The sequence below is a fragment of the Paenibacillus sp. FSL H3-0302 genome, from assembly GCF_037982245.1.
In the GTDB taxonomy this organism is placed as follows: domain Bacteria; phylum Bacillota; class Bacilli; order Paenibacillales; family Paenibacillaceae; genus Paenibacillus_AQ; species Paenibacillus_AQ odorifer.
Genome location: NZ_CP150284.1, coordinates 1,851,309 through 1,874,800 on the forward strand (window position 1 = coordinate 1,851,309; position 23,492 = coordinate 1,874,800).

The window sequence follows — 23,492 nt, forward strand, 5'->3', positions numbered from 1 at the left end:
AAAAGTCTCGTAAAGCTAAGGAAAAAGACCTAATACGCCGATATATATATTGGTTAACGCTTTCATGCGTATTCTAATATTAGCGGGTAGGTGATCAAGATGGGGGATCCTGATCAAGATAGTATTAGTGAAAAGCATAATGAGAGAAGGTTTAGCATGAATAAAAAGAATAAGAAATCGGCGATCACAGGAAACAAGGAAACAAGCAAGATTGAAGGGGCAGTTAAGACACCTAAGTTTAATTTGAAGAATGGGATAGATTTGCGGGGACAGATCAAAAGAGTTAATCCTATGGAATCTGTTGGCGTGAAGATATTCCTGATATTTTTGTGTGCAATTGTAATTGTGGTAATGGCACTTGGACTGCTATCTTATTCAAAAGCCAAGAAGACAATTAAGAACAACGTATCGGAAGCCTACCGTCAGACTATTATTCAGACCTCAGAAAAGTTAGATATTACTTTGAAGCAGTACGAGAACTTGGCTTTACAGCTTTATTTTGATGCGCAGATGCAAGAAGATTTGAAGTCTTTAGTGACTGCACAATCTTCCTATGAGAAATTTGAAGCTACAAGCGCAGTAAGTAAAAAGTTGTCCAGTCAGATTACAACGGATTCTAATATTCTTAGTGTTTCTTTGATCCCGGAGTCGCCTGATCAAGACATTGTTACAAGTGGCAGTGGCGGCATTAAGTTAGATAACATAAGAGAACAAGAATGGTATAAGAAGATTGTCGACAACACTGCATCTTATGAATCCTACTATTCTAAAGGTGATGGTGATGCAGCCAAGAACATATGGTTCTCGACAGCTGTTCAAGGTGATGGAGACAAAAATATTGCTATGGCAAGATCTCTCAAAACCCTGGGCTCAGGTACAGGATACATAGTCATCCTTGTGTTGAAGAATACATTGCTGGAGGAATCATTCGCAAGTGTACAGCTGGGAGATGGCTCTCGAATTCAACTTGTCACTCCTGATGGAACCGTAGTAGCTTCTTCGGATTCAAAAGACGATGGTAAACCTTCAGAGTTCGCTTTTATTCAGGCAAGTAAAAAGGATAACAAAAGCTTGGATGAGAAGGATACAAACGGGAAAGAAATCCTTGCTGTCTTTAATCCAATGATCCGGGCGGATTGGAAGTTGGCAGGGGTAGTCCCAACAGATGAGCTAGTAAAAGAAGCACGTCCGATTCTGTTGACTACTTTTATTGCGGCTGCTGGTGCGGCTCTGCTAGCCATAGTAATCGGGATCTGGATGGTGCGTATGATTGCTCGCCCTCTAGCACGCTTGAAGGATCTTATGGTACAAGGTGCAGGTGGTGATCTAAGTGTACGTACAGAATATGTTTCTAAAGATGAAATTGGCCAGCTATCAGCTTCCTTTAACGTGATGATGGAGCGTATTACTGAGCTTGTATCGCAAACGACAGAAACCGCTCGGGATGTGCTGGAGACCGCTGGTGAGCTTGGTGAAGCCTCACGGAAGACAGCTATTTCTGCGAAGGAAATCGCAGCCGCTACGGAAGAAATTGCCGGTGGGGCAGGCAGTCTGGCGCTTGAAGCTGAACGAGGTAATGAGCTAACAGATGTGATTGCTACGCAAATGCAGACTGTAATATATGCCAACACTGAGATGGATGAAGCAGCACGTGGGGTTGGTGAAGCTAGTGCTCAAGGCGCTAAGCAATTAACTGACCTGCTGGATCAGACTAGCCGCACTGGAGAAAAAACAAGTGCACTTGTCGAACGTGTCAACCACCTGAAGGAGACAGTATTCTCCGTAATTAAGGTGTTGGATGTGATGAAGAGTATCACGCAACAGACGAATATCTTATCGTTAAATGCAACAATAGAAGCCGCTCGTGCAGGAGAAGCTGGTAAGGGCTTCATGGTAGTTGCGGGTGAAGTGCGGCAGCTTGCTGACCAATCGAAACAATCTATTGCCCTTGTTGCTGGAATTACGGATAAGATCATGGCGGAAATGAACGAAACGGAAGCTGTATTATCCGAAGTAGCACCACTGTTTAAAGAACAAGTAAGCTCCGTGAAGAGTACAAGTGATATCTTCCTGTCCGTAAAAGGACAGATGGATGAATTCATAACAAGCCTGGAATCGGTGACGACAGCGATCAGCAGTCTGAATCATTCGCAAGGTGTGTTGTCAGAGGCTATGGGGAACGTTAGCGCCGTAGCTGAGCAATCTTCAGCAACTTCCCAAGAAGTAGCTTCACTCAGTAATGAACAGCAAAATGTAAGTGATCAACTCGTTTCATTATCTGGCAAGCTGGAAAGTGCTTCAGGTCAATTGAAGGACAAGCTGTCATTATTCACTATAAAATGAGTGGATTCATCACTAATTTCTAAATTGTTTACCTAACAAAACCGCTTCTTCAACATGAAGAGGCGGTTTGTTGTTGTGTAATGAAGAACTACACCGTATAATAACTTTGTTAGGTATTTGTTATAATTTAATAACAAGTTAGGTAAAAAGTATTAAGGAGAAGGACCAAATGAAAGGTAGACGCATCTCTGGCTGGTGGTCCGTTATCGGGGACATGAGCATGGAACGCAAGCTGCTCCTCGTCTTTTTAATTATCATTACCCTCCCGCTATCCTTCATCAGTGTATTTACCTTCAAGAGCTACTCAGAATCTATTCAGGGGAACACCATTGCTTATTCTGAGAAATTAATCGATCAAATGATGGATGGAGTAGACGATTATATCGAAGATATGAAGCGTATTTCATCTATGCCCGCCTATGTGAATGATATCAAACAGAATTTAATACGTTCGAACAACTACCATGAGCAGAAAAAGATTATGGGAGGCGCAACTGGGAGTGCTGCTTTGTCGCCCGGTGATTTTGATCTTCTGTTGTCCATTCAACGGGGGATAGAGGGCAACATTTCGTTTATTAACAATATTAAGCGAGGTGCGAACTCGGTTTATATTTTTGACGCTTACGGAAATGGTTATTATTCTGCGAAGGATGGTGGCGTACGACTCGATCTCGAGCAAAGCTATAAATACTGGAGCCAGCAGACTAAGGATTCCAGCGGAGAAGCATTATTGTTCGGTACTCAAGCGTATACAAGTAATCTGCAGAGCACCCGATATGCTTTTACCGTTGTTCGCAAAATCGTGGATGGCTTGTTAAATCCAATCGGGCTGATTGCGGTTGAAGCGAATATTAGCAATTTGGAGAATCAAGTTAAGGAACTGGATAAAGTCACCCATGGGAAGTCGTTGATTGTGGATGAGAAGGGAATGGTCATCTACGACAGCGACAAGAAGCTGCTGGCCACAGATATTTCTGATTCAGACTTGTTCAAAAGAGTTGGAGGCATTTCTGGAAGCTTTTATGATACAGTCAACGGAAAAGAGCGGTTGAATATTTACTCTGGCTCTACCAAAACCAATTGGAAGGTAATTATCTCTATTCCTGTTGATGTACTGATGCGTGATGTGAAGCTGACCCGTAATACAACACTTGCTGCTACATTAAGTATCATAGTACTAGCGTTAATTATTTCGATTATTCTTTCCGTTGCCCTTACTAAATCGCTGACTCAAATGATTCAATTGATGAAAAAAGTTCAGGGCGGCGATCTGGATGTGATGTTCAGAGTTAAACGGCGTGACGAAATTGGTCTGCTGGGGCATCAATTTAATCGTATGTTAGCCCGAATCAGGCAGCTAATTCAGGATATTTACCGCATAGAAGAACAGAAAAAGGAAGCAGAGCTTCATGCGCTGCAGAGTCAAATCAATCCTCATTTTATCTATAACACACTGGAGTCCATCCGAATGACCGCCGAGCTGAATGATGATGTCGAAGCTGCGGATATGATCTCTATTCTGGGCAAACTGCTACGGTACAGTACAAGTGATCTGAGTGGCAATACGACATTGAAGCAAGAGCTTGGGTATGTGCGTAATTACGTCGAGCTGCTGAACTATCGTTATCCTAACCGTTTTTTACTGGATATCGATGTGCCGAAGTCGTTAGATAATTACTCTATTATCAAGCTGGTCTTCCAGCCTATCATTGAGAATGCAGCTTACCATGGCTTAGATGATAATAAGCCGCAAATGCATTTAAGCATCCGCTGCGAGATTACAGAGCAAATGCTGTTGTTTCATATTAAAGACGACGGGATCGGAATGGATGAGAAGACTTTGGAGAAATTGAATGATGGGCTGCAGAACGAAAGTCCTCCTAAGAAAAGCATTAACGGGGGGATAGGCATGAAAAATGTACAGCAGCGAGTGCGTCTTCATTATGGAGCGGCATTTGGGATCCAGGTATATAGTGAGCTTGGACGAGGGACCGATGTTATTTTGTCGCTGCCATTACTGGAGCAGGAATTAATTGGCTTACCTGAGTAACGAAATAAGAGGGGGCTGTCCGTTGAAGGGGTTGAAATTAGAATGGACTATGCGGACCATACTGTTACTTCTCTTAGTGTTATTGAGTAGTAGCTGTGCCAATAACAATAAGCAGACGGAATCCACCCCGCCTCCAGTTGGAGACGAGGTGAAGTCTGACTTGTCCGGCACCATAGTCATGATGACCAATCGAATAGATCTGATTGAGAACGGAACTTTTCAAGGATACGCGGACCAATTTAAACAGAGATACCCCGAAGCCAATGTGGAATTTGAAGGTTTGTCCAATTATGCAACGGATATTCTGGTACGGCTGTCCACGAAAGATGCCGGTGATGTACTGTTGCTTCCGGTGAATCTTCCGTCAAAGGAGCTGGATTATTTTTTCGAACCGCTGGATGAAGAAACCGCCGCTAGTGAGCGTTTCACCTCTTTTGCTACGTATAACGGGAAACGTTATGGGCTGTCCACGGGGACTACTACGGTTGGGATTGTCTATAATAAAAAGGCATTCGAAAAAGCAGGAATAGCTACTGTTCCTAAGACGCTGGATGAATTCTACGAAGCTTGTGCGAAATTAAAACAAGCGGGTATTATCCCCCTATATATGAATTATGGAGCCGTCTGGCCTTTACGTGAATGGGGAAACAGTTTGGTTAACTATATGACAGGTAATCCAGAGTATCTAAATAATATGGTAAATGAGGATAACCCGTGGCAGCTTGATAATGAGTGGGGGAAATCAATTTCCATTGCTCGAACCTTAATTGGTAAAGGCTATGTTGAAGATGAACTATTCTCGAACAATTGGGAGATATCGAAGACTAAGCTAGCTAAAGGTCAAGCAGGGATGTATTTACTGGGAAATTGGACGATTGGACAAGTCCTTGATGTGGGGGCTGCCCCGGATGATATTGGATTCTTCCCGTTTCCGTATGATAATAGCAGTGCTCATTATGCGCCGATCAATCCAGATTGGTTCATGGGGGTTAGTAAATATACCAAGAACAAAGAGCTTGCTATGGCGTGGTTGAATTTTTTTGTGAAGGAGACTTCCTATCGAGATGATTGGGGATTTCTTCCGGCAGATGGAAGCTTGAATCCCTCTATGTCGCAGTATCGTGAGTTTTTATCTTATAAGCCTAAGCTACTCGATGCTACTGTACAAAGTGATGCGTTCATCGAGCTGGCGAATAGAGCCAAGCTATCCTTTTGGTCCGGGGATTATATTCAGGAGTTACTGGCTGCGCCTGATTTACAAAAGGCTTTTGACGAATTAAATGCAAAATGGAAGGAAGCGCGGGCAGGAGCGTCACAAACTTCTCAGCCTTAAAGTTAGTACTACATAAATTTGATGACATTCTCTGGAGGGTTATATATGGCTAAAAAGGTCACCATGCAAAAAATCGCTGATCATCTCGGCGTATCCAAATTCGTTGTCTCCAAGTCACTTTCGGGTAAGGGCGGCGTTAATGAGACGACAAGAGAGCGAGTGATTCAAGCGGCATCGCAGCTGGGTTATTTTACGCAAAAAAATGCTTTTGTCCAAGGTATAAAACGCACGCCTCCGGTAGGTGGCGGGGATCGGAATAAGCAATCCGTGCTGGTGTTAATGCCGAATATTCGTTCTCAGACGCAGGATTCCTTGTATTGGGGAAAAATTGTGGATGGTATTGCGATTGCGCTGGATCAGGAAGGGCTTGGGATGGTCATTATCTCCGAGAACCGTGCGGATAATTTCGTTAATATTTTGAATCCCAATGGAATCCTTGGTTTGATAGGTGTGGGCCAAATCTCTACTTCCTTGCTGCTTGAGGTACACCGTATTGGTTTGCCGATGGTGTTGATTGACCATGAAGATCCGCTAATTCCAAGTGATACCGTGTTTGCGAATAATGTGGATTCTATGGCTCGGCTTACAAATCATTTGATGGGCACAGGCCATACCCAAATGCATTTTATCGGCAATATTGGATTCTCACGCAGTTTCCGCGACCGGTGGATTGGCTTCCGGAGTGCGCTGGAGGAGAGCGGAATAAGACTGCCTTTGGAAGATGATGCGAATCTTTTTCTGGAAGGGGTGGAGGAAGACTTATTTCAGGAGGATTTTAAAAACTGGGTGAATAAGCGTAAAAAAGCCAAAACACTCCCGACAGCCTTGGTTTGCGCTAACGACTCCACAGCCCTTTCGGTCAGTGACATCCTCAAGGAAGAAGGGTTTAATATTCCGGAGGATATCTCGGTTACTGGCTTTGATAATATTGAGGATGCCTTAAGAGGCGTTCCACCGCTTACAACTGTTCATGTTCCTAAAGAAGCGATGGGCCGAGCCGCAGTGGAGAAACTTCTGAGCCGTATTCATAATCCTTCTGCACCGCTTGAGAAAATCCTTATCGCAGCGGACATTGTTCATCGTGATTCCGTGGATAAGCCGCGAGACTAGAACTATGTTGATCTAAAAAGTATATAAGCCATGGAATCTAGTTTTGCTTGAGTAAGGGGGAGTTTAGTTATGACAGAATCAGTTGCCATGCCAAAGATTGAAGGCGAACAGATTCAACTACGCGGTGTGCAAGCATCCGATCTGGAGGCTTATTATAATTTTTTGCTTGATGTTGAGATGGGGCAATTAACAGGATCGCAAGGAGATTTCTCCCGTGAGCAGACGGCAGCTTGGATTCGTAAGATTAGTGTTCCAGCCGAGGATCGTGTGGATCTTATGATTATAGTAAAGGACACGGGTGAACTCATTGGAGAAGTGGTACTAAATGAAATAGATCCGGACAATCGTAGTGCAAATATCCGGATCGGCATTTGTGGGCATGAACATCGGGGTAGAGGTTACGGTACTGAAGCTATGACTCAAATGCTGCGATATGGCTTTGAAACTTTGAAGCTGCACCGCATTCATCTCGGCGTATATACTTTTAACCCCAGAGCCGTTCATGTCTATGAGAAGCTTGGTTTTCAACGCGACGGTGTGGAGCGGGATGCTCTTTATGTAAACGGAGAGTTTCATAACATGATTCTGATGTCCATGCTTGAAGAGGAGTTCCGCAGTTTGTATTAAAAAAAGTGAATCTAGGGTAAGGAAGATTGTAAGTAACTTCCTCACCAGATTCACTATGAATATTAGTCTGTAATGTTTCCAGCCATTTTGAGACGTTTGGCAATTTCTTTAAAGTCTTCGGGGGAGATTCCGGGAGCGAATTCCTCTTCGACTGCCGGAGCAACGGGGATCGGAAAGCCTTTAGGGGCTCCTTGAATAACTTCAAGCGGAAGATTATCCTCTGGGTGGGTTCCCTTCCAAATCTGATCGATGGCGCCGAAGTCACTTTCACTCCAGGTGTATAGCTTGGTATGCACGCCTTTTTCTTCATATTTTTTTGCTTCGCTGAATGATTTATTATTTAACGAAGGAATCGGTACGAGCTTAGTTACATTAACACCTGTTGCCACTTCGATGGCTTTGGCATAAGCGACCACGTGGACACCACCACGGACTAAAAGGAATCCGACTACAGCGCGTGCAGCTGGATGGTCTGTCATTTCGTAGACCTTCATTTTATGTGTTCTGGCTCCGCATTCGAGGAAGAAGTTATGTAGCAGATCTTCCACTAGGTTGCCGCTATTAAAGACGTTTGCTCCGGTCCACGGGTTCCCCGTTGAATCAAAAGGCATAGCCCCTTGTGCACCAGCCAGAAAGTGATAGGATAGACGCGCATCTTTTGCGGACCCTAGAGGGGTGGAATCGGGCTCTTTATAACTTGTTGACCCTCGAAGACATTTGTTGATGGCATGCGAAACCAGCTCGACATGGCCAAGCTCTTCCGCTGTTATGCTCATCACCAAATCATAAAAAGGCTTCAGCTTGTCTTTTGAACGGAAATTAAAGGATTGAAAGAGGTAATTGTTAAGGGTCGACATTTCTCCGAACTTTCCGCCAAGTAATTCCTGAACAGCGGCAGCAGCATTGGGATCGGGCTTCTCAACTTCAGGAATCTCAATCATGATTTCATCCATACGTTTGAACATTAATATCTCAGCCTCCTTGGAGTTAGGGGTTACTGACCTATTTTGAGCTTAATCTATAGGAATTACTCATGAATGGGCTGAAAAGTATGGATGTGCGTCATGTAAAAGGCTTTTTGTGTCGAAAAGGCAAACGGCAAATACTATCAAATACGCAATTAAAACCACAATCAAATACGCAATCAAATACGCATAGTAACCCGCTAACGGACACAGCAGACCCTATATGCAGTATTATCCGATATTTACAATGCTAACGGACTCCAGCGCAGCTATCGGCCTAGAAAACGCCCCAAATGGGACTCTTTTCAGGGAATAGCGCCCCTGGAGTCCGAAAACTTACTTTGAAGGCTAAATACATGTGAATAGCGTCATCTGAGTCCTTAAGTTACTCTGGATGATTGATATTCGCTTGAAGCAAACAGTGAATGATCAAAACGCAGAGCAGCGATCCTCCTAATATAGGAGAATCGCTGCTCTGTTGATTTTTAGGGTTTATGAACTTTTTTTACAATGCTAAATTACGATCAATAAGAGCAATACGTTGCTGTACACAAGCATAAGAGCGAAGGGGATCCTCTGGAGTGTTCAGCACATAATCTAACATTTGGTCAACGGTAGTTGTAGCCACATGGATACGAGTGTCGGAGGAGGCGTAGTAAATATAGATTTCACCGTTATCAAGTGCAATCACGCCATTACAGAACACGACATTGGAGACATCGCCGACACGTTCTTCACCGTCTGGTGCGATGAAATGACCACCAGGTGAATGAGTAACTTTGTTTGGCTCATCCAGGTCAGACAAGAAAGCATAAAGCACGTATCGGAGTCCAGCAGCTGTGTTGCGTACACCATGAGCAATATGCAGCCAGCCTTTTGCAGTTTTGATTGGAGCTGGACCTTGGCCATTTTTAACTTCCTTGATGGTATGGTAGTAGCGTTCGTCCATGATAGTCTCGCTGGTAATTACGGCATCTTCAATTGTATCCGAGAGTCCCCAGCCAATACCGCCACCGGAACCTGCATCGATAAAGCCATCTTGTGGGCGAGTGTAGAAAGCGTATTTTCCATCTACAAATTCAGGGTGTAGCACGACATTACGCTGCTGAGCAGAGCCTGTTTTGAGATCCGCCAGACGTTCCCAGGTCTTCAGATCTTTGGTGCGAACAATACCACACTGTGCTACTGCGCTAGAAAGGTCACCATGTGGAGCTTCTGGATCTTTGCGTTCTGTACAGAAGAGGCCGTAGATCCAGCCATCTTCATGGCTAACGAGGCGCATGTCGTAGACGTTGATATCAGGAACTTCTGTCTCCGGCAGCACAACTGGATGATCCCAGAAGCGGAAGCCGTCCACGCCATTGTCGCTTTCTGCTACAGCGAAAAAAGATTTGCGGTCATTGCCTTCCACGCGAGCAACAAGATAGAATTTGCCATTCAGTGCAATAGCACCCGGGTTGAAGACGCCGTTGACGCCAATTCTTTCGGCAAAATAAGGGTTGGTATCTGGGTTAAAATCATAACGCCAGATTAAGGGCGCATGCTCAGCAGTTAGCAGTGGATGAGCATATCGGTCATAAATGCCGTTTCCATAAGGAAGCTTTTCGTTCTTGCGAGCGATCAGGGCTTCATAACGTTCTGTTAATTGTTGTTTGCGTTCTTGGAATAATGATGACATTAGACAGTCTCCTTTATAGTTGATTTCAGTCGTGCGATCATTTCGAAGCAGGCTCTGCTGTTATGATAAGGACATTTCCAGGCGCTAACCTTTGATCCGTGAGGCAGGGGCTGAAGGTTCTCGTCCACGCCCCAGTACCATTCACCCAGCTTGTGATCCACCATGTATTTATCGATAAAAGTCCAGGAGGCTTGGGCAGCCTCATTAAATTTGCTGTTACCAGTCAGCTGATAAGCATTATAGAATCCAACAACCGCCTCAGCTTGCGGCCACCAATCTTTATCTTTGCTCAGCAGCCCGCTTGGGTCAGCTTCATTCCATATCCCTCCATCGCTATCTATACCTTCCGCAAGAACGGCTTCTGCCATGGAGACAGCGACTGTTCGCACACGCTGCAGCAGCTGCTCTTCTCCAAGGGTTTCAGCAGCTTCCACCAGCAGCCAGCTTCCTTCGATGTCATGTCCGTAGGAGATAATATCTGATTTCACATTCCATGCTTCATCTAAGAAAAGATGAAAATGCTGGCCTTCCTGATCAATGATATGATCCAGCATCGTTTCGATTAGCTCAGTTAGCGTGCTCTTTAGTTCCTCCGACTTCCATACTCGATAGAGACCGGTATACGCTTCCAGAACATGCAGATGGGTATTCATAGATTTTTTTTCATTCATATCTTTGCTGCTGAGACTGAGGTTATCAGTGATTTGCCATTCCCGTGATAAAGCTTCGACATAACCTTTATAAATAGAATCATAGCCGTATTTTTCAACTAGCTGGAATAATTGAATCGCATCCTCTAAGACTTCTGGACGTCCGGTCGCATGGTAGAATTCAGCCAGTGCGTAGATAGCAAAGGATTGGCCATAGATCTGCTTTTTCTCTTGAGAAGGTCTGCCCTCAGCATCCACCATCCAGTATAATCCGCCATACTCTTTATCAATGAAGTGTTCCATCAGGTAGGTATAAGCACGTTCTGCCATCGCCAGATATTCCGGTTTACCGTAGATCCGGTAAGCGCTCGCAAAGGACCAAAGGATCCGGGCATTAAGCACAAGGCTTTTCTCTGCGTTAGGAGTAATGTTCAGCTGATTGTCGATTTCACCTATAAAACCGCCGTTCACTTCGTCCTTCGTCTGTTTCATCCAAAAACTAAGAATATTATCCTGCAGCTCATCCTCAAGTTGGGTCAACCATAATTCTGGTGAATTAATCATTGTAATCAGTCACTCCTCACATTATTTGGTGATTTTTGAGGTGAAATATTCGTTGATGATCCCAGCGGCTTGCTTACCGTACATACAGTAATCATCATTCTGTACTGCTTCTTCAATTGGATAAAGATGAGTAGGCCAATCCCAGAGCATAAAGCCCTGAACCCAATCTCTGTGCTCACAGCCTTGAAACATTGCCTGATAGAATTTACTTTGTTCTTCTTGACTTGGTTCGCCCTTTAAGGTCCAATCATTGGGAATCGCGGCGCTTCCGCTCCGGCTTGGGCAACCCGCTTCCATGAAAAAGAACGGCTTATTCTGTGAGTGCACCACTTGCTCAATCCGGTCGAGCTGAGCCTCCCAATCACTAGCTGGATAATACCCACTTGAAGAAATCACATCGAGCGCATCCCACCAGGTTACGTTATCCTCCTGATACTTATCGCAATTATAAGTAAGAATACCTGAGTAGACCTTCCGCACCTCAGCAATAAGCGAACGCCATTCGGCTTCGCGTCTATCCGTCTGTACAAGCTCACAGCCAATACAGAACATTTCACAGCCTGTTTCCTCAGCGATAGCGGCATAGTGCAGAATAAATTTAGTATAAGAGCTGAACCACTCAGACCATTTAGGCTCGCAAGGGACATCCTTATCAAAAAAGTTAATATGGGCACGCCAAGTTCCGTCAGCACAATTAACAATCGGCTTCAGGCATACTTTTAGCTGCAGTGACTTCGCTTTGCTGATAGCCCATTTCACTTCTTCGTCGCTAACGGTTGGAGCCTCCCAGTAGGGAATTTCCGTAGAATGAGCGGTAGCTTGAAGCGCGCTGAGCGCAATGGCCGTCCAGTTCGCTCCGGTGACAGAGGACATTAATTCCAGCGAACACTCAGCTTCTTCTGTTGTCCATGAACCACGTCTACCCGAGAAACCCCAGGTTACGCCTGCAATGTATTCGTTGTTTAACATCATCGAGAATCCTCACTTTACACACAAAAATAGAAAAATTAGCAATCTTCATTTTGTTAGATAGTTATTATTGTTTTGTTAGTTTATAATAACAACTTAATTTAGTTATATACTTTTTCGCAGATGATTTCAAGGACAATTTGTAGTTGAAGCTGGGAAATTTGAATAACTTTAGTTATAGTAAATATAAGACTATAAAAGGGCGCAATCGTACATTGACGTAATACATGGGGAGATACTATTCGTGATGATAGCGCAATCATAATAACTGGCGGATACAACTGGAGGGAATTACTCAAATGATAAATGTTATGATTGCGGACGACGAGGAAGTCATTCGCAGGGGGCTCGAAAAAATCACATCCAGAATGGAAATAGACGTACATGTAATTGGATCTTACGGCAACGGGTTGGAAGCCTGGGAACATTTAGAAAAGTTATCCCGGGAGGATATAGATCTGCTTATTACAGATATCAAAATGCCTAGAATGGATGGTTTTAAGCTGATTGAACAGGTTAGAGACCATATGGAGGATATACCTATTGCTGTCCTTAGCGGTTTTAGTGAATTTGAATATGCCCGTCGAGCGATCCGTCATGGGGTGATGGATTATTTGCTTAAACCGATTGATAAGACTCAGCTATATGAACTGCTTAAGAGAGTAGAGGATGTAAAGAAAAAGACCGTGACGGAGCATGAGGAGATTTTCTCACAAGCTGCGGATGGTGGAGAACATTATGTAGTTGAGCAGACAAAAAGTATTCTGGAGAGAGAGTATGATCAGAACTTCGAGCTTGAACGTCTAGCGGAGATGGTGGGCATGAATGCGAGTTATCTCAGCCGTTTGTTCAAATTAAAGACGGGGCAGACGATCACAGACTATCTGATTCGGATTAGAATTTCTAAAGCAAAGGAACTGTTAATGGAGCATCCTGACCTGAAAAATTATGAAATTGCCGAGAAGGTGGGTTATAGCGATCCGGTATATTTTAATAAATTGTTCAAGAAAATGTGTGGTATGACACCTAAGGATTATAAAAGCGGCTGTAAATTCCCGAAAATTGAACGTGAGTTTTAGGCATATATAGGAAGCTATTTATTAGGAGGGCGAAAAGCTCTCTTTTTTTTTGGATATTTTTATAAATTAGATAACAAAATTATTATAAGTAAAACAAAAATAACAAATAGAAGACCAGAAAAAGCAATTGAAACCATCGTTTTGCGTCGAAAATAGATTTATAATGGGTTTGTAAGCGATATCATCACTTGTTTTCAAGAGTAATTCAGATAATCCGGTATTAATGGCTACTCTTTCAAGTTATGAGTGATGATAAAAGTTATTATTTTTGTTATTTATCTAAAACTAGAGTTGAATTGAAGAGAGGGGTCGTAACAGCATGAAAAAAGGCAAAACAATGATGGGCTTGATGGCACTAACACTTGTGGCGGGATTGTTTAGCGGTTGTTCCTCAAACAACAACACTAACAATGAAGCTGCTAAAAACACAGGAAACAATGGTTCTTCAGCAGAGGCAACTGCTCCAGCTGATGGTACAGCAGCCAAGGATATCAAAGGGGATATCACAGTCATAACGCAAAGAACAGATATTGTTGATACCGTATTCAAAGAGTATGCAGCTAAATTTAATGAGAAATATCCTGATGTAAAGGTGAACTTTGAAGCGCTCGCTACTTACGAAGATCAAATTAAAATTCGTATGAGCACTAGTGATTATGGCGACGTTCTTTTGTTACCTACTAGCATAGCTGTAAAAGATATTCCTGATTTCTTCGAACCCCTTGGCAAGCTTGAAGAAATGAGCAAACAATACACAGGCTTGGAAGAACGTGCAGTAGACGGTGTTGCCTATGGTATTCCGATGACTATCAACTTTAACGGGATTATCTATAACAAACAAGTCTTCAAAGATGCCGGAATTACAGACGTTCCCAAAACCCCTGAACAATTCTTGACTGCCCTGCAGACTATTAAAGACAAAACACAAGCTGTTCCTCTTTACACAAATTACGCAGCAGGCTGGACATTGACGCAATGGGAAGCGGATCTGGCTACAGTAGCTGGTGACCGTGATTATGTGAACATTGCTCAAGTGGCTAGCGACGACAACTATGTAGCGGGTCAACCACACTATGAATTGTACAAAATTCTGTACGATGCAGCACAAAAAGGTTTGATTGAAGAAGATCCAACTACAACAGACTGGGAATCTTCCAAAGCTGATCTGGCCAACGGAAAAATTGGGACTATGGTGCTTGGATCTTGGGCAATTGGGCAAATCAAAGGCCTGGCTACAAATCCAGACGATGTTGGATTTATGCCTTTCCCAACCAATGCGGATAAAATCCTTGTGCCGCTTGCTGGGGACTACAATCTGGGTGTCAGCGTGCACAGTAAAAACAAAGAAGCTGCTAGAGCTTGGGTGGATTGGTTCATCAACGAATCTAACTATCCTACAACTGAAGGCGGCGGTATGAGCCCGGCTATCGGTGCAGAGCTTCCAGAAATCCTGAAACAATATGAAGGTACAGATGTAACCTTTGATACTCTTGCTCCTGCTAAAGCTGGTGAAGAAGGCTGGTCTGATGAAATCGACAAACAAGCTGAGATCGGTGCTTGGCAGCCAGACTTCAAGAAACGGATTATTGAAGCAGCGATTGGCAACAGAAAAGAATCCTATGATGACATCATGAAAGACCTGAACGACAAGTGGAAAGCCGCTCGCGCTAAAGTCACAGCACAGTAACAACTATAAGCTTCTTAGATGCTATAGGCGGTAGTGAATGTGGGAGGGGATATGCTAACAAGCATTTCCCCCTTCACATTTAAACGAGTCTTAAATAAATGAGGATGCTTTTTCTGGAGGTGTATCGGGTGTTTAAGTTTTCAAATTTGAGCTATAAAAATCAAAGAATCGCTATCATCATCTTATTCTCATTAGTGCCGATATTGTTGCTGCTCACATTCGCTTATTATCCAGTCATCAGTATGTTTCGGTACAGCTTCACCAGTTGGAATGGATTGAGCAAAAATATGGAATATGTCGGTTTAGAAAACTACAAGACCATTTTTACGAAACCTGAGTATTTTTCTGTGTTTAAGGTCAGTTTGTATTATTTCTTTACCACCTTTATTCAGATGGCACTTGCCTTGTATTTTGCAACCATCTTGAGCTTTAGTGTTCGCATGAAAAACTTGTTTAAAGGGATTTTGTTCTTCCCGACCTTGCTAAACGGTGTAGCAATCGGTTTTATCTTCCTGTTCTTTTTCAAACCAGATGGAACGTTAGATACGATTCTCAATCTGATTGGGCTTGGCAGTCTGCAGCAGAAGTGGCTTCTAAATCCTAATTTGATTAACTTCTCGCTCGCAGGTGCGTCACTGTGGAGATACATGGGAATGAACTTCCTGATTTTCCTCGGAGCTATTTCTTCTATTGGTAAGGATATCTATGAGGCCGCTGAAATTGACGGTGCAAACAGATGGCATCAGTTTATGCATATTATTTTGCCAAGCATTAAACGTATTCTGCAATTGAACTTGATTCTTGCGGTTAGTGGCGCCATTGGGGTATTCGAAATTCCATACGTCATGACAGGCGGATCTAACGGAAGTAGTACATTCGTAATTCAGACGGTCGATGTAGCTTTCAAATACAGCAAGGTTGGTTTGGCATCGGCGATGGCCGTGGTATTGCTGGGTATTGTTATCATAGTTACTATTTTGCAGCGCGTTCTGATCAAGGAGGAGAAATAAACTATGCATTCTGTAAAATATACCACTGCTAGTATATTCAAATATCTCACCTTGATTTTGGGAGCACTTGTAGCTTTGATACCTATCGTGGTCGTGTTTTTCGCTTCATTAAAAACCGGAGCCGAATATGCTTCTACCGGACCGTTAACGCTGCCAGAGAATTGGTTGAATTTCTCCAACTACACTAAGGCTTTTGTAGACGGAAAAATGCTGCTCGGTTTTAAAAATACTGTCATTATCGTTGTGATTTCTATTGCGGGTGCTACGTTGACGGGTTCGATGATGGCTTATATTTTATCGCGCTTCAAATTTAAAGGCAGTAAGATCCTAATTAGTATGTTCCTGATTGCCACCCTGATTCCAGGTGTAACTACACAAGTAGCTACTTTCCAAATCATCAATCACTTGGGATTATTTAATACCAGATGGGCACCAATCGTTATGTACTTGGGCACGGATATTATCGCTGTTTATATCTTCATGCAGTTTTTGGACTCGATCTCCGAGTCACTGGATGAATCCGCGATGCTGGACGGAGCTTCGTATTGGACAATTTATTGGAGAATTATTTTGCCACTGTTGAAGCCGGCGATTGTAACTGTAGTGATCGTGAAGGGTGTTAACATTTATAACGATTTTTACACCCCTTTCCTTTATATGCCGAAAACAGATCTGCAAACGATCTCCACAGCACTCTTTAAGTTTAAAGGTCCATATGGATCGCAGTGGGAAGTAATATGTGCGGCGATTATGATCGCAATTATACCGACATTGGTTGTGTTTACCGCCTTGCAAAAATATATCTACAATGGTTTTTCACAAGGTTCTGTAAAGTGAGCTCGACAGTAAATTTAATAACAGTACTAGATAAAATAGCATACTGAAAAGTTGTATACATTTGGAGGGAAAACTAATGAGTGAAGTAAAATTGGTTGGAGCAAGTGCAATTAACATCCCGAACATGCCTTGGCAAGAAAAGCCTGCTGGCTACGAGAATCCGATTTGGAGACATAATGATAACCCGGTTATCAAAAGAAATCCTGCAAAAGGTGTAGCCCGTATTTTCAATAGTGCGGTTGCTGCGTATGAAGGCAGTTTTATTGGTGTATTTCGTGTAGAAGATAACACTACTCGTCCGCATCTGCGTATGGGACATAGTGTGGATGGTTTGGATTGGAAAATCGATGATGAGCCGATCCGATTTATAGATGAAGAAGGTAATCCTTATCAGCCGCGTTATGCTTACGATCCACGTCTGGTGAAGGTTGAAGATACATTTTATATTATCTGGTGTACAGATTTCTACGGCGCAGCTATTGGGGTAGCGAAAACAAAAGATTTTAAAACATTTATCAGCTTGGAAAACCCATTCCTGCCATTCAACCGGAACGGTGTACTGTTCCCTAGAAAAATCAACAATAACTTCGTGATGTTGTCCCGTCCAAGTGACAGTGGCCATACGCCATTTGGTGATGTATTCCTTAGTGAGAGCCCTGACTTCGTATATTGGGGAAAACACCGCCATGTAATGACCAAGGGTGGTCAAGGCTGGTGGCAAAGTGTCAAAATTGGTGGCGGACCAGCGCCGATTGAAACTACTGAAGGCTGGTTGATGTTCTACCATGGCGTAACTGGAACGTGCAATGGTCTTGTGTATAGTATGGGAGCGGTTATTTTGGACATCAATGAGCCCTCGAAAGTAAAATATCGCTCGAAGAACTTTGTATTAACGCCAGAAGAATGGTACGAGGAAAGAGGTTTTGTGAATAACGTCCTGTTCCCATGTGCTACTCTGCATGATGCAGAAACCGGCCGTATCGCCATCTATTATGGCGCGGCTGATACTTATGTAGGCGTTGCTTATACAACGGTTAATGAAATCGTCAACTATGTCATCGAAACCCATGAAGAGGTTGGCGATGATGCAGGTTTAGGCAAAATCTAATTGGACTTAATAACCTATATTTTCAGTGAGTTTGCTAGAGTTCCGGAGAATTGCGTAGCGTAGAGTTCGAAAGAAGTGTGTTGGGTTTGGTGTGTTGAATGTTGTTGGGTGTGCTCAGTGCGGAGGTTGCCTTGTGCGACCTCCGTGTTCTGTTGCAGAATGTACAACAGAACGACACATTATCGCCTGTAATAGATAAGTAGCAGGCGAGGGGGAAATTCGGCTCTGTTGGCGATTCTGATCACTCTGTTGTTTAGTCACTCTGTGGCTTGGTCACTCTATGGCTCTGACGTAAATAGTTGCACTCTGTGCACTTAAACTAACATTTCTTTGGTTACTAGGCGATATAGTTGCACTTCGTGCAACTATATCAGCGAAGTAACCACCAAAAGCTCCTTTTACCGTTTTTTAGTTGTACAAAGTGCAACTAAAAGGGAAAAAACACATATTCAGCTATAATAGCTGCACAAAGTACAACTCTATGGCTCTGACGTAAATAGTTGCACAAAGTGCAACTCTATGGCTCTGACGTAAATAGTTGCACTATGTGCACTTAAACTAACTATACCTAAGGTGCTAAGCGATATAATTGCACTTCGTGCAACTATATTAGCGAAGTAACCACCAAAAGCTCCTTTTACCGTTTTTTAGTTGTACAAAGTGCAACTAAGATTAGAAACAAATATATTTCAGCTGTAATAGCTGCACAAAGTGCAACTATCCAGTCGCAAACTGTTACTGTGCCGATTATAAAGAAGTTAATAGGCAAAATGGAAATGTGGGTGTTGTGAAGGCAATAAGAAGGTAGTAGGTACGTGGAATGTGATTAGTTGTGGAGGTAATAAGAAGGTAGTGGTACGTGGAATATGATTAGTTGTGGAGGTAATAGGCAAGCAGCTAGTGAGTGGTGAAGGTGGCTCTGTTGGCTTTTCTGCTACTCTGTTGCTTAGTTACTCTATGGCTTGGTCACTCTATGGCTCTGACGTAAATAGTTGCACTCTGTGCACTTAAACTAACATTTCTTTGGTTACTAGGCGATATAATTGCACTTCGTGCAACTATATCAGCCAAGTAACCTCCAAAAGCTCCTTTTACCGTTTTTTAGTTGTACAAAGTGCAACTAAAAGGGAAAAAACACATATTCAGCTATAATAGCTGCACAAAGTACAACTATCCAGCCAGAAGCTGTTACTGTGACGATTATAAAGAAGTTAATAGGCAAGGTGGGAAATGTGGGTGTTGTGAAGGTAATGGGAAGATAGGTGCAAGTGGAATGTGAGTGGTTGTAGAGGTAATAAGAAGGTAGTAGGTACGTGGAATGTGATTAGTTGTGGAGGTAATAAGAAGGTAGTGGTACGTGGAATATGATTAGTTGTGGAGGTAATAGGCAAGCAGCGAGTGAGTGGTGAATGTGGCTCTGTTGGCGTTTCTGCTACTCTGTTGCTTAGTTACTTAGTTACTCTATGGCTCTGACGTAAATAGTTGCACTATGTGCACTTAAACTAACATTTTTTTGGTTACTAGGCGATATAATTGCACTTCGTGCAACTATATCAGCGAAGTAACCACCAAAAGCTCCTTTTACCGTTTTTTAGTTGTGCAAAGTGCAACTAAAAGGGAAAAAACACATATTCAGCTATAATAGCTGCACAAAGTACAACTATCCAGCCAGAAGCTGTTACTGTGACGATTATAAAGAAGTTAATAGGCAAGGTGGGAAATGTGGGTGTTGTGAAGGTAATGGGAAGATAGGTGCAAGTGGAATGTGAGTGGTTGTAGAGGTAATAAGAAGGTAGTGGTACGTGGAATGTGATTAGTTGTGGAGGTAATAAGAAGGTAGTGGTACGTGGAATATGATTAGTTGTGGAGGTAATAGGCAAGCAGCGAGTGAGTGGTGAATGTGGCTCTGTTGGCGTTTCTGCTACTCTGTTGCTTAGTTACTTAGTTACTCTATGGCTCTGACGTAAATAGTTGCACTATGTGCACTTAAACTAACATTTTTTTGGTTACTAGGCGATATAATTGCACTTCGTGCAACTATATCAGCGAAGTAACCACCAAAAGCTCCTTTTACCGTTTGTTAGTTGTACAAAGTGCAACTAAAAGGGAAAACACACATATTCAACTGTAATAGCTGCACAAAGTGCAACTATCCAGCCTCGGAGCTGCAATTAAACTATTCAGTCGCAGAAAACCCAACTATCCCATCTCACTATCCCATCTCACTATCCCATCGCAACTACCCCCTCGTAGATATCCATACATCAACGGAAAACCCATATTGGGTTTTCCGTTTCTATCTAGCATAGTAACTCTAACGTTGCTTCGCGGTTACGAACAGCAAGCGAACAATTTCGTTACATAACTTAAGGAGGAACAATATTTTGGGAAGCGACATGAATTTGTCACAGTTAAAGGAATATAACGGAAGTAGTCCAAAACCGGATGATTTCGAGCAGTTTTGGGAGCGGGCATTGCGTGATCTGGATGCACAGCCGCTGGATTATGAACTGGAACCAGCGGAGTTTGTCAGTGAACTTGCGGAATGTTTTCATTTGTATTTTACCGGAGTTGGCGGTGCAAGAATCCATTGCAAATATGTAAGACCGAAGAACAGCGTACATAAAAAAGGTCCCGGTGTAGTGATGTTCCATGGATACTCCTGTGACAGCGGGGATTGGATGGAGAAGGTGGCATATGCTGCTCACGGGATTAGCGTCCTGGCGATGGATTGTCGCGGCCAGGGTGGCCTCTCCGAAGATAACCTTACCGTAAAAGGGACTACGATACGCGGACATATCATTCGAGGGATGGATGATCCTAATCCTGATAACCTTTATTATCGCAATGTGTTTTTGGATACGGCACAGACTGCCCGAGTTCTGATGTCTATGGATGAAGTTGATCCTGAACGTGTAGGTGCCTTTGGGCTATCTCAAGGTGGAGCGCTGACTGTGGCTTGTGCAGCATTAGAGCCTCGCATAAAAATAGCTCTGCCTGTATATCCCTTCCTTTCAGATTATAAACGTGCTTGGGAGCTGGATATTACCACCTCAGCTTATGAGGAGATCAACTATTATTTCCGTTTTTTTGATCCCCATCATTTGCGTGAGGATGAGATTTTTAATAGGCTCGGTTATATCGATATTCAGAATCTTGCCGAAAGAATACAGGCTAAAGTACTGTGGGTTACCGGGTTATCCGATACGATTTGTCCACCTTCAACTCAATTTGCCGCATACAATAAAATACTAGCGTCCAAAGAGCTTATGGTTTATTATGAGTACGGTCATGAGTATTTACCATATCTTGCCGATCGGGCGTTGGAATTGTTCATGACCTTGTAAGAGATAAGCCAGCAGGCATAACTGAAGACAACGGTGGTGAACAATTGATGAAGTCGCAAGTAAAAAAAGAAAAGGCGCATTTCCAGCTGCACCCTGCCAAATCGATTGGGGTGCGGCTTTTTCTCATCTTCTTCATCTCAACAATGGTGCTCGTTCTCTCACTTGGCTACATTTCCTATTCCGTAGCTGAGCAAACGATCGAGAATAACGCGCTGTCAGCCAATCAACAGACAGTCGTCCAAGCTGCAGAGAAGTTTGATGTTGAATTATTGCGTTATGAGGATGGCCTAGGAAGAATTCTTTACAACAATGAGATTCAGGATGCACTCAAACAAGGGAATAATCCCACTACAAGTAATGAGGAACGTAATTTGCAGTCCAACCAGATTAGCGCCGAGCTAAATGCCTGGCTGACCGCATCAAAGGGGGTAGAAGCTGTATACCTCATCCCGATGAATCAGGAAGTCCCTACTTCGTCAGCGGGATCAAAAGACAGCGCTTTTATCAAAGAATTCAGAGAGTCCTCATGGTTCAAGCAGCTTGAGGAGCAACCACAAACATTGTGGATTCCCCGAACAGAACAGGGGCAAGCCGGAAATACTTCGGGTATGTTTCATTTGGCACAATCGATAGCTGGGGATACACAAAGCCCGGGATACATAATTATCTGTGATATTAGAATTAGTGAATTAGAAAATCAGCTTCGTAAAATTGATCTCGGACCCAGCTCTTACATGCAATTGCTGACGGATAAGGATGAATTGATCGCATCGTCCCAGCAAGTGGGAACAGATACTTATCTCAGTCTGGGAGGGACTCTTCTTCATGGTTTGGAGCATGAGGCTGGATCATTGCCAACGAAGGATGAGAAAGGAAAATCCATTCTGGCTGTGTACGGGACGATGGAAAGCTCCAGCTGGAGATTGCTTGGTGTTGTTCCGGCTGAGAATCTTACGAAAGACGCACTTCGTATTCTAAAAACTACATATATTATTGTTGCGGTGGCTGCTATTGTCGCCATTCTAATTGGTTACTGGATGTACAGAATGGTATCTAAGCCCTTGACCCGACTTAAGGATCTAATGTCTCAAGGGGCAGATGGAAATCTTGGAGTACGTACGGATATTACCTCACGAGATGAAATTGGTCAGTTATCGGGTTCCTTTAATAGGATGATGGAACGGATCACAGAACTGGTAATCCATACTAATGAAACCGCGAGGAAGGTAATGGAAACTGCCGATGAACTTAGTAGAGTATCGCGTAAGACAGCGATGGCAGCCAAAGAGATTGCCGCAGCGACAGAAGAAATTGCCGGAGGTTCAGGCAGCCTAGCTTTGGAGGCGGACCAGGGTAACGAGCTTACGGGGCAAATTTCGGTGCAAATGAACAAAGTGAACTCAGCTACGCATGAGATGGATCATACCGCACATAGTATCGGCGTGCTTAGTGAAGAAGGTTTTAATGAGTTAAAAGAGCTGCTTGGTAAAACCAATAAGACGGGTGACATGACGAATAAGCTCGTGTTGAAAGTGAATGAGCTGCAAGACACCACATCATCAGTGATGAAGGTGCTTGATGTTATGCAGAATATTACACAGCAGACGAATATTTTGTCTCTAAATGCAACGATAGAAGCGGCAAGGGCAGGGGAGTCCGGCCGGGGATTTATGGTAGTGGCCGATGAAATACGTCAGCTTGCAGATCAGTCCAAAGAATCCATTGCTGTGGTGGCTAATATAACAGACACCATTATGAAGGATATGAACGAGACCGTAGGTGTTCTCTCGGAAGTAGCCCCTCTTTTTAATCAGCAGGTGACTTCAGTGGAGAGCACTAGCGATATCTTCGTATCTGTACAGGATCAGATGCGTCATTTTATTACACGCTTGGAATCTGTTGCTTTATCGATGGATAGCTTGAGCCAATCCCAGAAGGTGCTGTCAAATTCGATGGGCAATATCAGCTCCATTGCAGAAGAATCATCAGCTGCTTCTCAAGAAGTGGCTTCGCTTAGCGGGGAGCAACAAAGTGTGAGTGATCATTTAGTGGAGCTGTCTGAGCAGCTTGAGCATGCGTCCCGACAGTTGCAAGAAAAACTGTCCAAGTTTAATTTGTAACTTTGCATAACCTAA

General features: G+C 43.3%; 16 protein-coding genes. 12 read left to right on the top strand and 4 right to left on the bottom strand.

The genetic code is table 11. The features are described 5' to 3' along the window. Positions 1-156: 156 nt before the first annotated feature. From MHH50_RS08130 to MHH50_RS08150, 5 genes are all read left to right on the top strand, one after another. Positions 157-2,343, top strand: coding sequence for a methyl-accepting chemotaxis protein (locus MHH50_RS08130; protein ID WP_248547696.1), 2,187 nt, complete (start codon positions 157-159; stop codon positions 2,341-2,343). 169 nt (positions 2,344-2,512) lie between these two features. Beyond that, positions 2,513-4,393 carry a sensor histidine kinase gene (locus tag MHH50_RS08135; RefSeq protein WP_076279762.1) on the top strand — a complete coding sequence of 627 codons (1,881 nt, stop codon included), beginning with the start codon at positions 2,513-2,515 and terminating at the stop codon, positions 4,391-4,393. A gap of 22 nt (positions 4,394-4,415) precedes the next feature. Then, entirely contained in the window at positions 4,416-5,726 is a 1,311-nt protein-coding gene (locus tag MHH50_RS08140; RefSeq protein WP_339247389.1) for an ABC transporter substrate-binding protein, read from the top strand. A gap of 45 nt (positions 5,727-5,771) precedes the next feature. Then, a complete protein-coding gene (locus MHH50_RS08145) occupies positions 5,772-6,836 on the top strand; it encodes a LacI family DNA-binding transcriptional regulator (RefSeq protein ID WP_076126305.1) in 1,065 nt (354 codons plus the stop codon). Between the two features lie 69 nt (positions 6,837-6,905). Continuing rightward, positions 6,906-7,463: a GNAT family protein gene (locus MHH50_RS08150; RefSeq protein ID WP_076310203.1), complete on the top strand. Its 558-nt coding sequence runs from the start codon at positions 6,906-6,908 to the stop codon at positions 7,461-7,463. A gap of 62 nt (positions 7,464-7,525) precedes the next feature. Here the strand turns inward: MHH50_RS08150 and MHH50_RS08155 are convergent, their stop codons facing one another. The 4 genes from MHH50_RS08155 to MHH50_RS08170 all read right to left on the bottom strand — a co-directional run bounded on the left by MHH50_RS08155 (position 7,526) and on the right by MHH50_RS08170 (position 12,292). Next, positions 7,526-8,428 carry a manganese catalase family protein gene (locus MHH50_RS08155; RefSeq protein ID WP_036675571.1) on the bottom strand — a complete coding sequence of 301 codons (903 nt, stop codon included), beginning with the start codon at positions 8,426-8,428 and terminating at the stop codon, positions 7,526-7,528. Positions 8,429-8,933: 505 nt separating this feature from the next. Beyond that, positions 8,934-10,106 (bottom strand): glycosidase, encoded by a 1,173-nt coding sequence (locus MHH50_RS08160; RefSeq protein WP_076279759.1) that lies wholly within the window; start codon positions 10,104-10,106, stop codon positions 8,934-8,936. After that, entirely contained in the window at positions 10,106-11,320 is a 1,215-nt protein-coding gene (locus MHH50_RS08165) for an AGE family epimerase/isomerase (RefSeq protein ID WP_076218142.1), read from the bottom strand. Before MHH50_RS08165 ends, MHH50_RS08160 begins: the two co-directional genes overlap by 1 nt. A gap of 21 nt (positions 11,321-11,341) precedes the next feature. Continuing rightward, positions 11,342-12,292, bottom strand: coding sequence for a 1,4-beta-xylanase (locus tag MHH50_RS08170; protein ID WP_076281104.1), 951 nt, complete (start codon positions 12,290-12,292; stop codon positions 11,342-11,344). A gap of 296 nt (positions 12,293-12,588) precedes the next feature. Here MHH50_RS08170 and MHH50_RS08175 point away from each other — a divergent pair, with 296 nt between their 5' ends. The 7 genes from MHH50_RS08175 to MHH50_RS08205 all read left to right on the top strand — a co-directional run bounded on the left by MHH50_RS08175 (position 12,589) and on the right by MHH50_RS08205 (position 23,477). Further along, positions 12,589-13,368, top strand: coding sequence for a response regulator (locus MHH50_RS08175; RefSeq protein WP_076308696.1), 780 nt, complete (start codon positions 12,589-12,591; stop codon positions 13,366-13,368). A 319-nt stretch (positions 13,369-13,687) separates the two neighbouring features. Then, on the top strand, positions 13,688-15,055 hold the full coding sequence (locus MHH50_RS08180) for an extracellular solute-binding protein (protein ID WP_076126319.1): 1,368 nt from the start codon (positions 13,688-13,690) through the stop codon (positions 15,053-15,055). 128 nt (positions 15,056-15,183) lie between these two features. Then, a complete protein-coding gene (locus MHH50_RS08185; protein ID WP_036675555.1) occupies positions 15,184-16,065 on the top strand; it encodes a sugar ABC transporter permease in 882 nt (293 codons plus the stop codon). Positions 16,066-16,068: 3 nt separating this feature from the next. Next, positions 16,069-16,902, top strand: coding sequence for a carbohydrate ABC transporter permease (locus MHH50_RS08190; RefSeq protein ID WP_076126321.1), 834 nt, complete (start codon positions 16,069-16,071; stop codon positions 16,900-16,902). 76 nt (positions 16,903-16,978) lie between these two features. Continuing rightward, the gene (locus MHH50_RS08195; protein ID WP_340034178.1) at positions 16,979-18,010 is read left to right on the top strand and encodes a glycoside hydrolase family 130 protein; all 1,032 of its coding nucleotides are present in this window, start codon (positions 16,979-16,981) and stop codon (positions 18,008-18,010) included. 2,384 nt (positions 18,011-20,394) lie between these two features. Further along, the gene (locus MHH50_RS08200) at positions 20,395-21,357 is read left to right on the top strand and encodes an alpha/beta fold hydrolase (protein WP_143761917.1); all 963 of its coding nucleotides are present in this window, start codon (positions 20,395-20,397) and stop codon (positions 21,355-21,357) included. 47 nt (positions 21,358-21,404) lie between these two features. Further along, a complete protein-coding gene (locus MHH50_RS08205) occupies positions 21,405-23,477 on the top strand; it encodes a methyl-accepting chemotaxis protein (RefSeq protein ID WP_340034179.1) in 2,073 nt (690 codons plus the stop codon). Positions 23,478-23,492 lie beyond the last annotated feature (15 nt).

What these genes read in the sequence shown, in the direction of transcription:
- MHH50_RS08165 (WP_076218142.1), bottom strand. Translation starts at nt 11,320, where the DNA reads ATGATTAATTCACCAGAATTATGGTTGACCCAACTTGAGGATGAGCTG.
- MHH50_RS08195 (WP_340034178.1), top strand. Translation starts at nt 16,979, where the DNA reads ATGAGTGAAGTAAAATTGGTTGGAGCAAGTGCAATTAACATCCCGAAC.
- MHH50_RS08175 (WP_076308696.1), top strand. Translation starts at nt 12,589, where the DNA reads ATGATAAATGTTATGATTGCGGACGACGAGGAAGTCATTCGCAGGGGG.
- MHH50_RS08190 (WP_076126321.1), top strand. Translation starts at nt 16,069, where the DNA reads ATGCATTCTGTAAAATATACCACTGCTAGTATATTCAAATATCTCACC.
- MHH50_RS08135 (WP_076279762.1), top strand. Translation starts at nt 2,513, where the DNA reads ATGAAAGGTAGACGCATCTCTGGCTGGTGGTCCGTTATCGGGGACATG.
- MHH50_RS08205 (WP_340034179.1), top strand. Translation starts at nt 21,405, where the DNA reads ATGAAGTCGCAAGTAAAAAAAGAAAAGGCGCATTTCCAGCTGCACCCT.
- MHH50_RS08160 (WP_076279759.1), bottom strand. Translation starts at nt 10,106, where the DNA reads ATGTCATCATTATTCCAAGAACGCAAACAACAATTAACAGAACGTTAT.
- MHH50_RS08145 (WP_076126305.1), top strand. Translation starts at nt 5,772, where the DNA reads ATGGCTAAAAAGGTCACCATGCAAAAAATCGCTGATCATCTCGGCGTA.
- MHH50_RS08155 (WP_036675571.1), bottom strand. Translation starts at nt 8,428, where the DNA reads ATGTTCAAACGTATGGATGAAATCATGATTGAGATTCCTGAAGTTGAG.
- MHH50_RS08150 (WP_076310203.1), top strand. Translation starts at nt 6,906, where the DNA reads ATGACAGAATCAGTTGCCATGCCAAAGATTGAAGGCGAACAGATTCAA.
- MHH50_RS08180 (WP_076126319.1), top strand. Translation starts at nt 13,688, where the DNA reads ATGAAAAAAGGCAAAACAATGATGGGCTTGATGGCACTAACACTTGTG.
- MHH50_RS08170 (WP_076281104.1), bottom strand. Translation starts at nt 12,292, where the DNA reads ATGATGTTAAACAACGAATACATTGCAGGCGTAACCTGGGGTTTCTCG.
- MHH50_RS08130 (WP_248547696.1), top strand. Translation starts at nt 157, where the DNA reads ATGAATAAAAAGAATAAGAAATCGGCGATCACAGGAAACAAGGAAACA.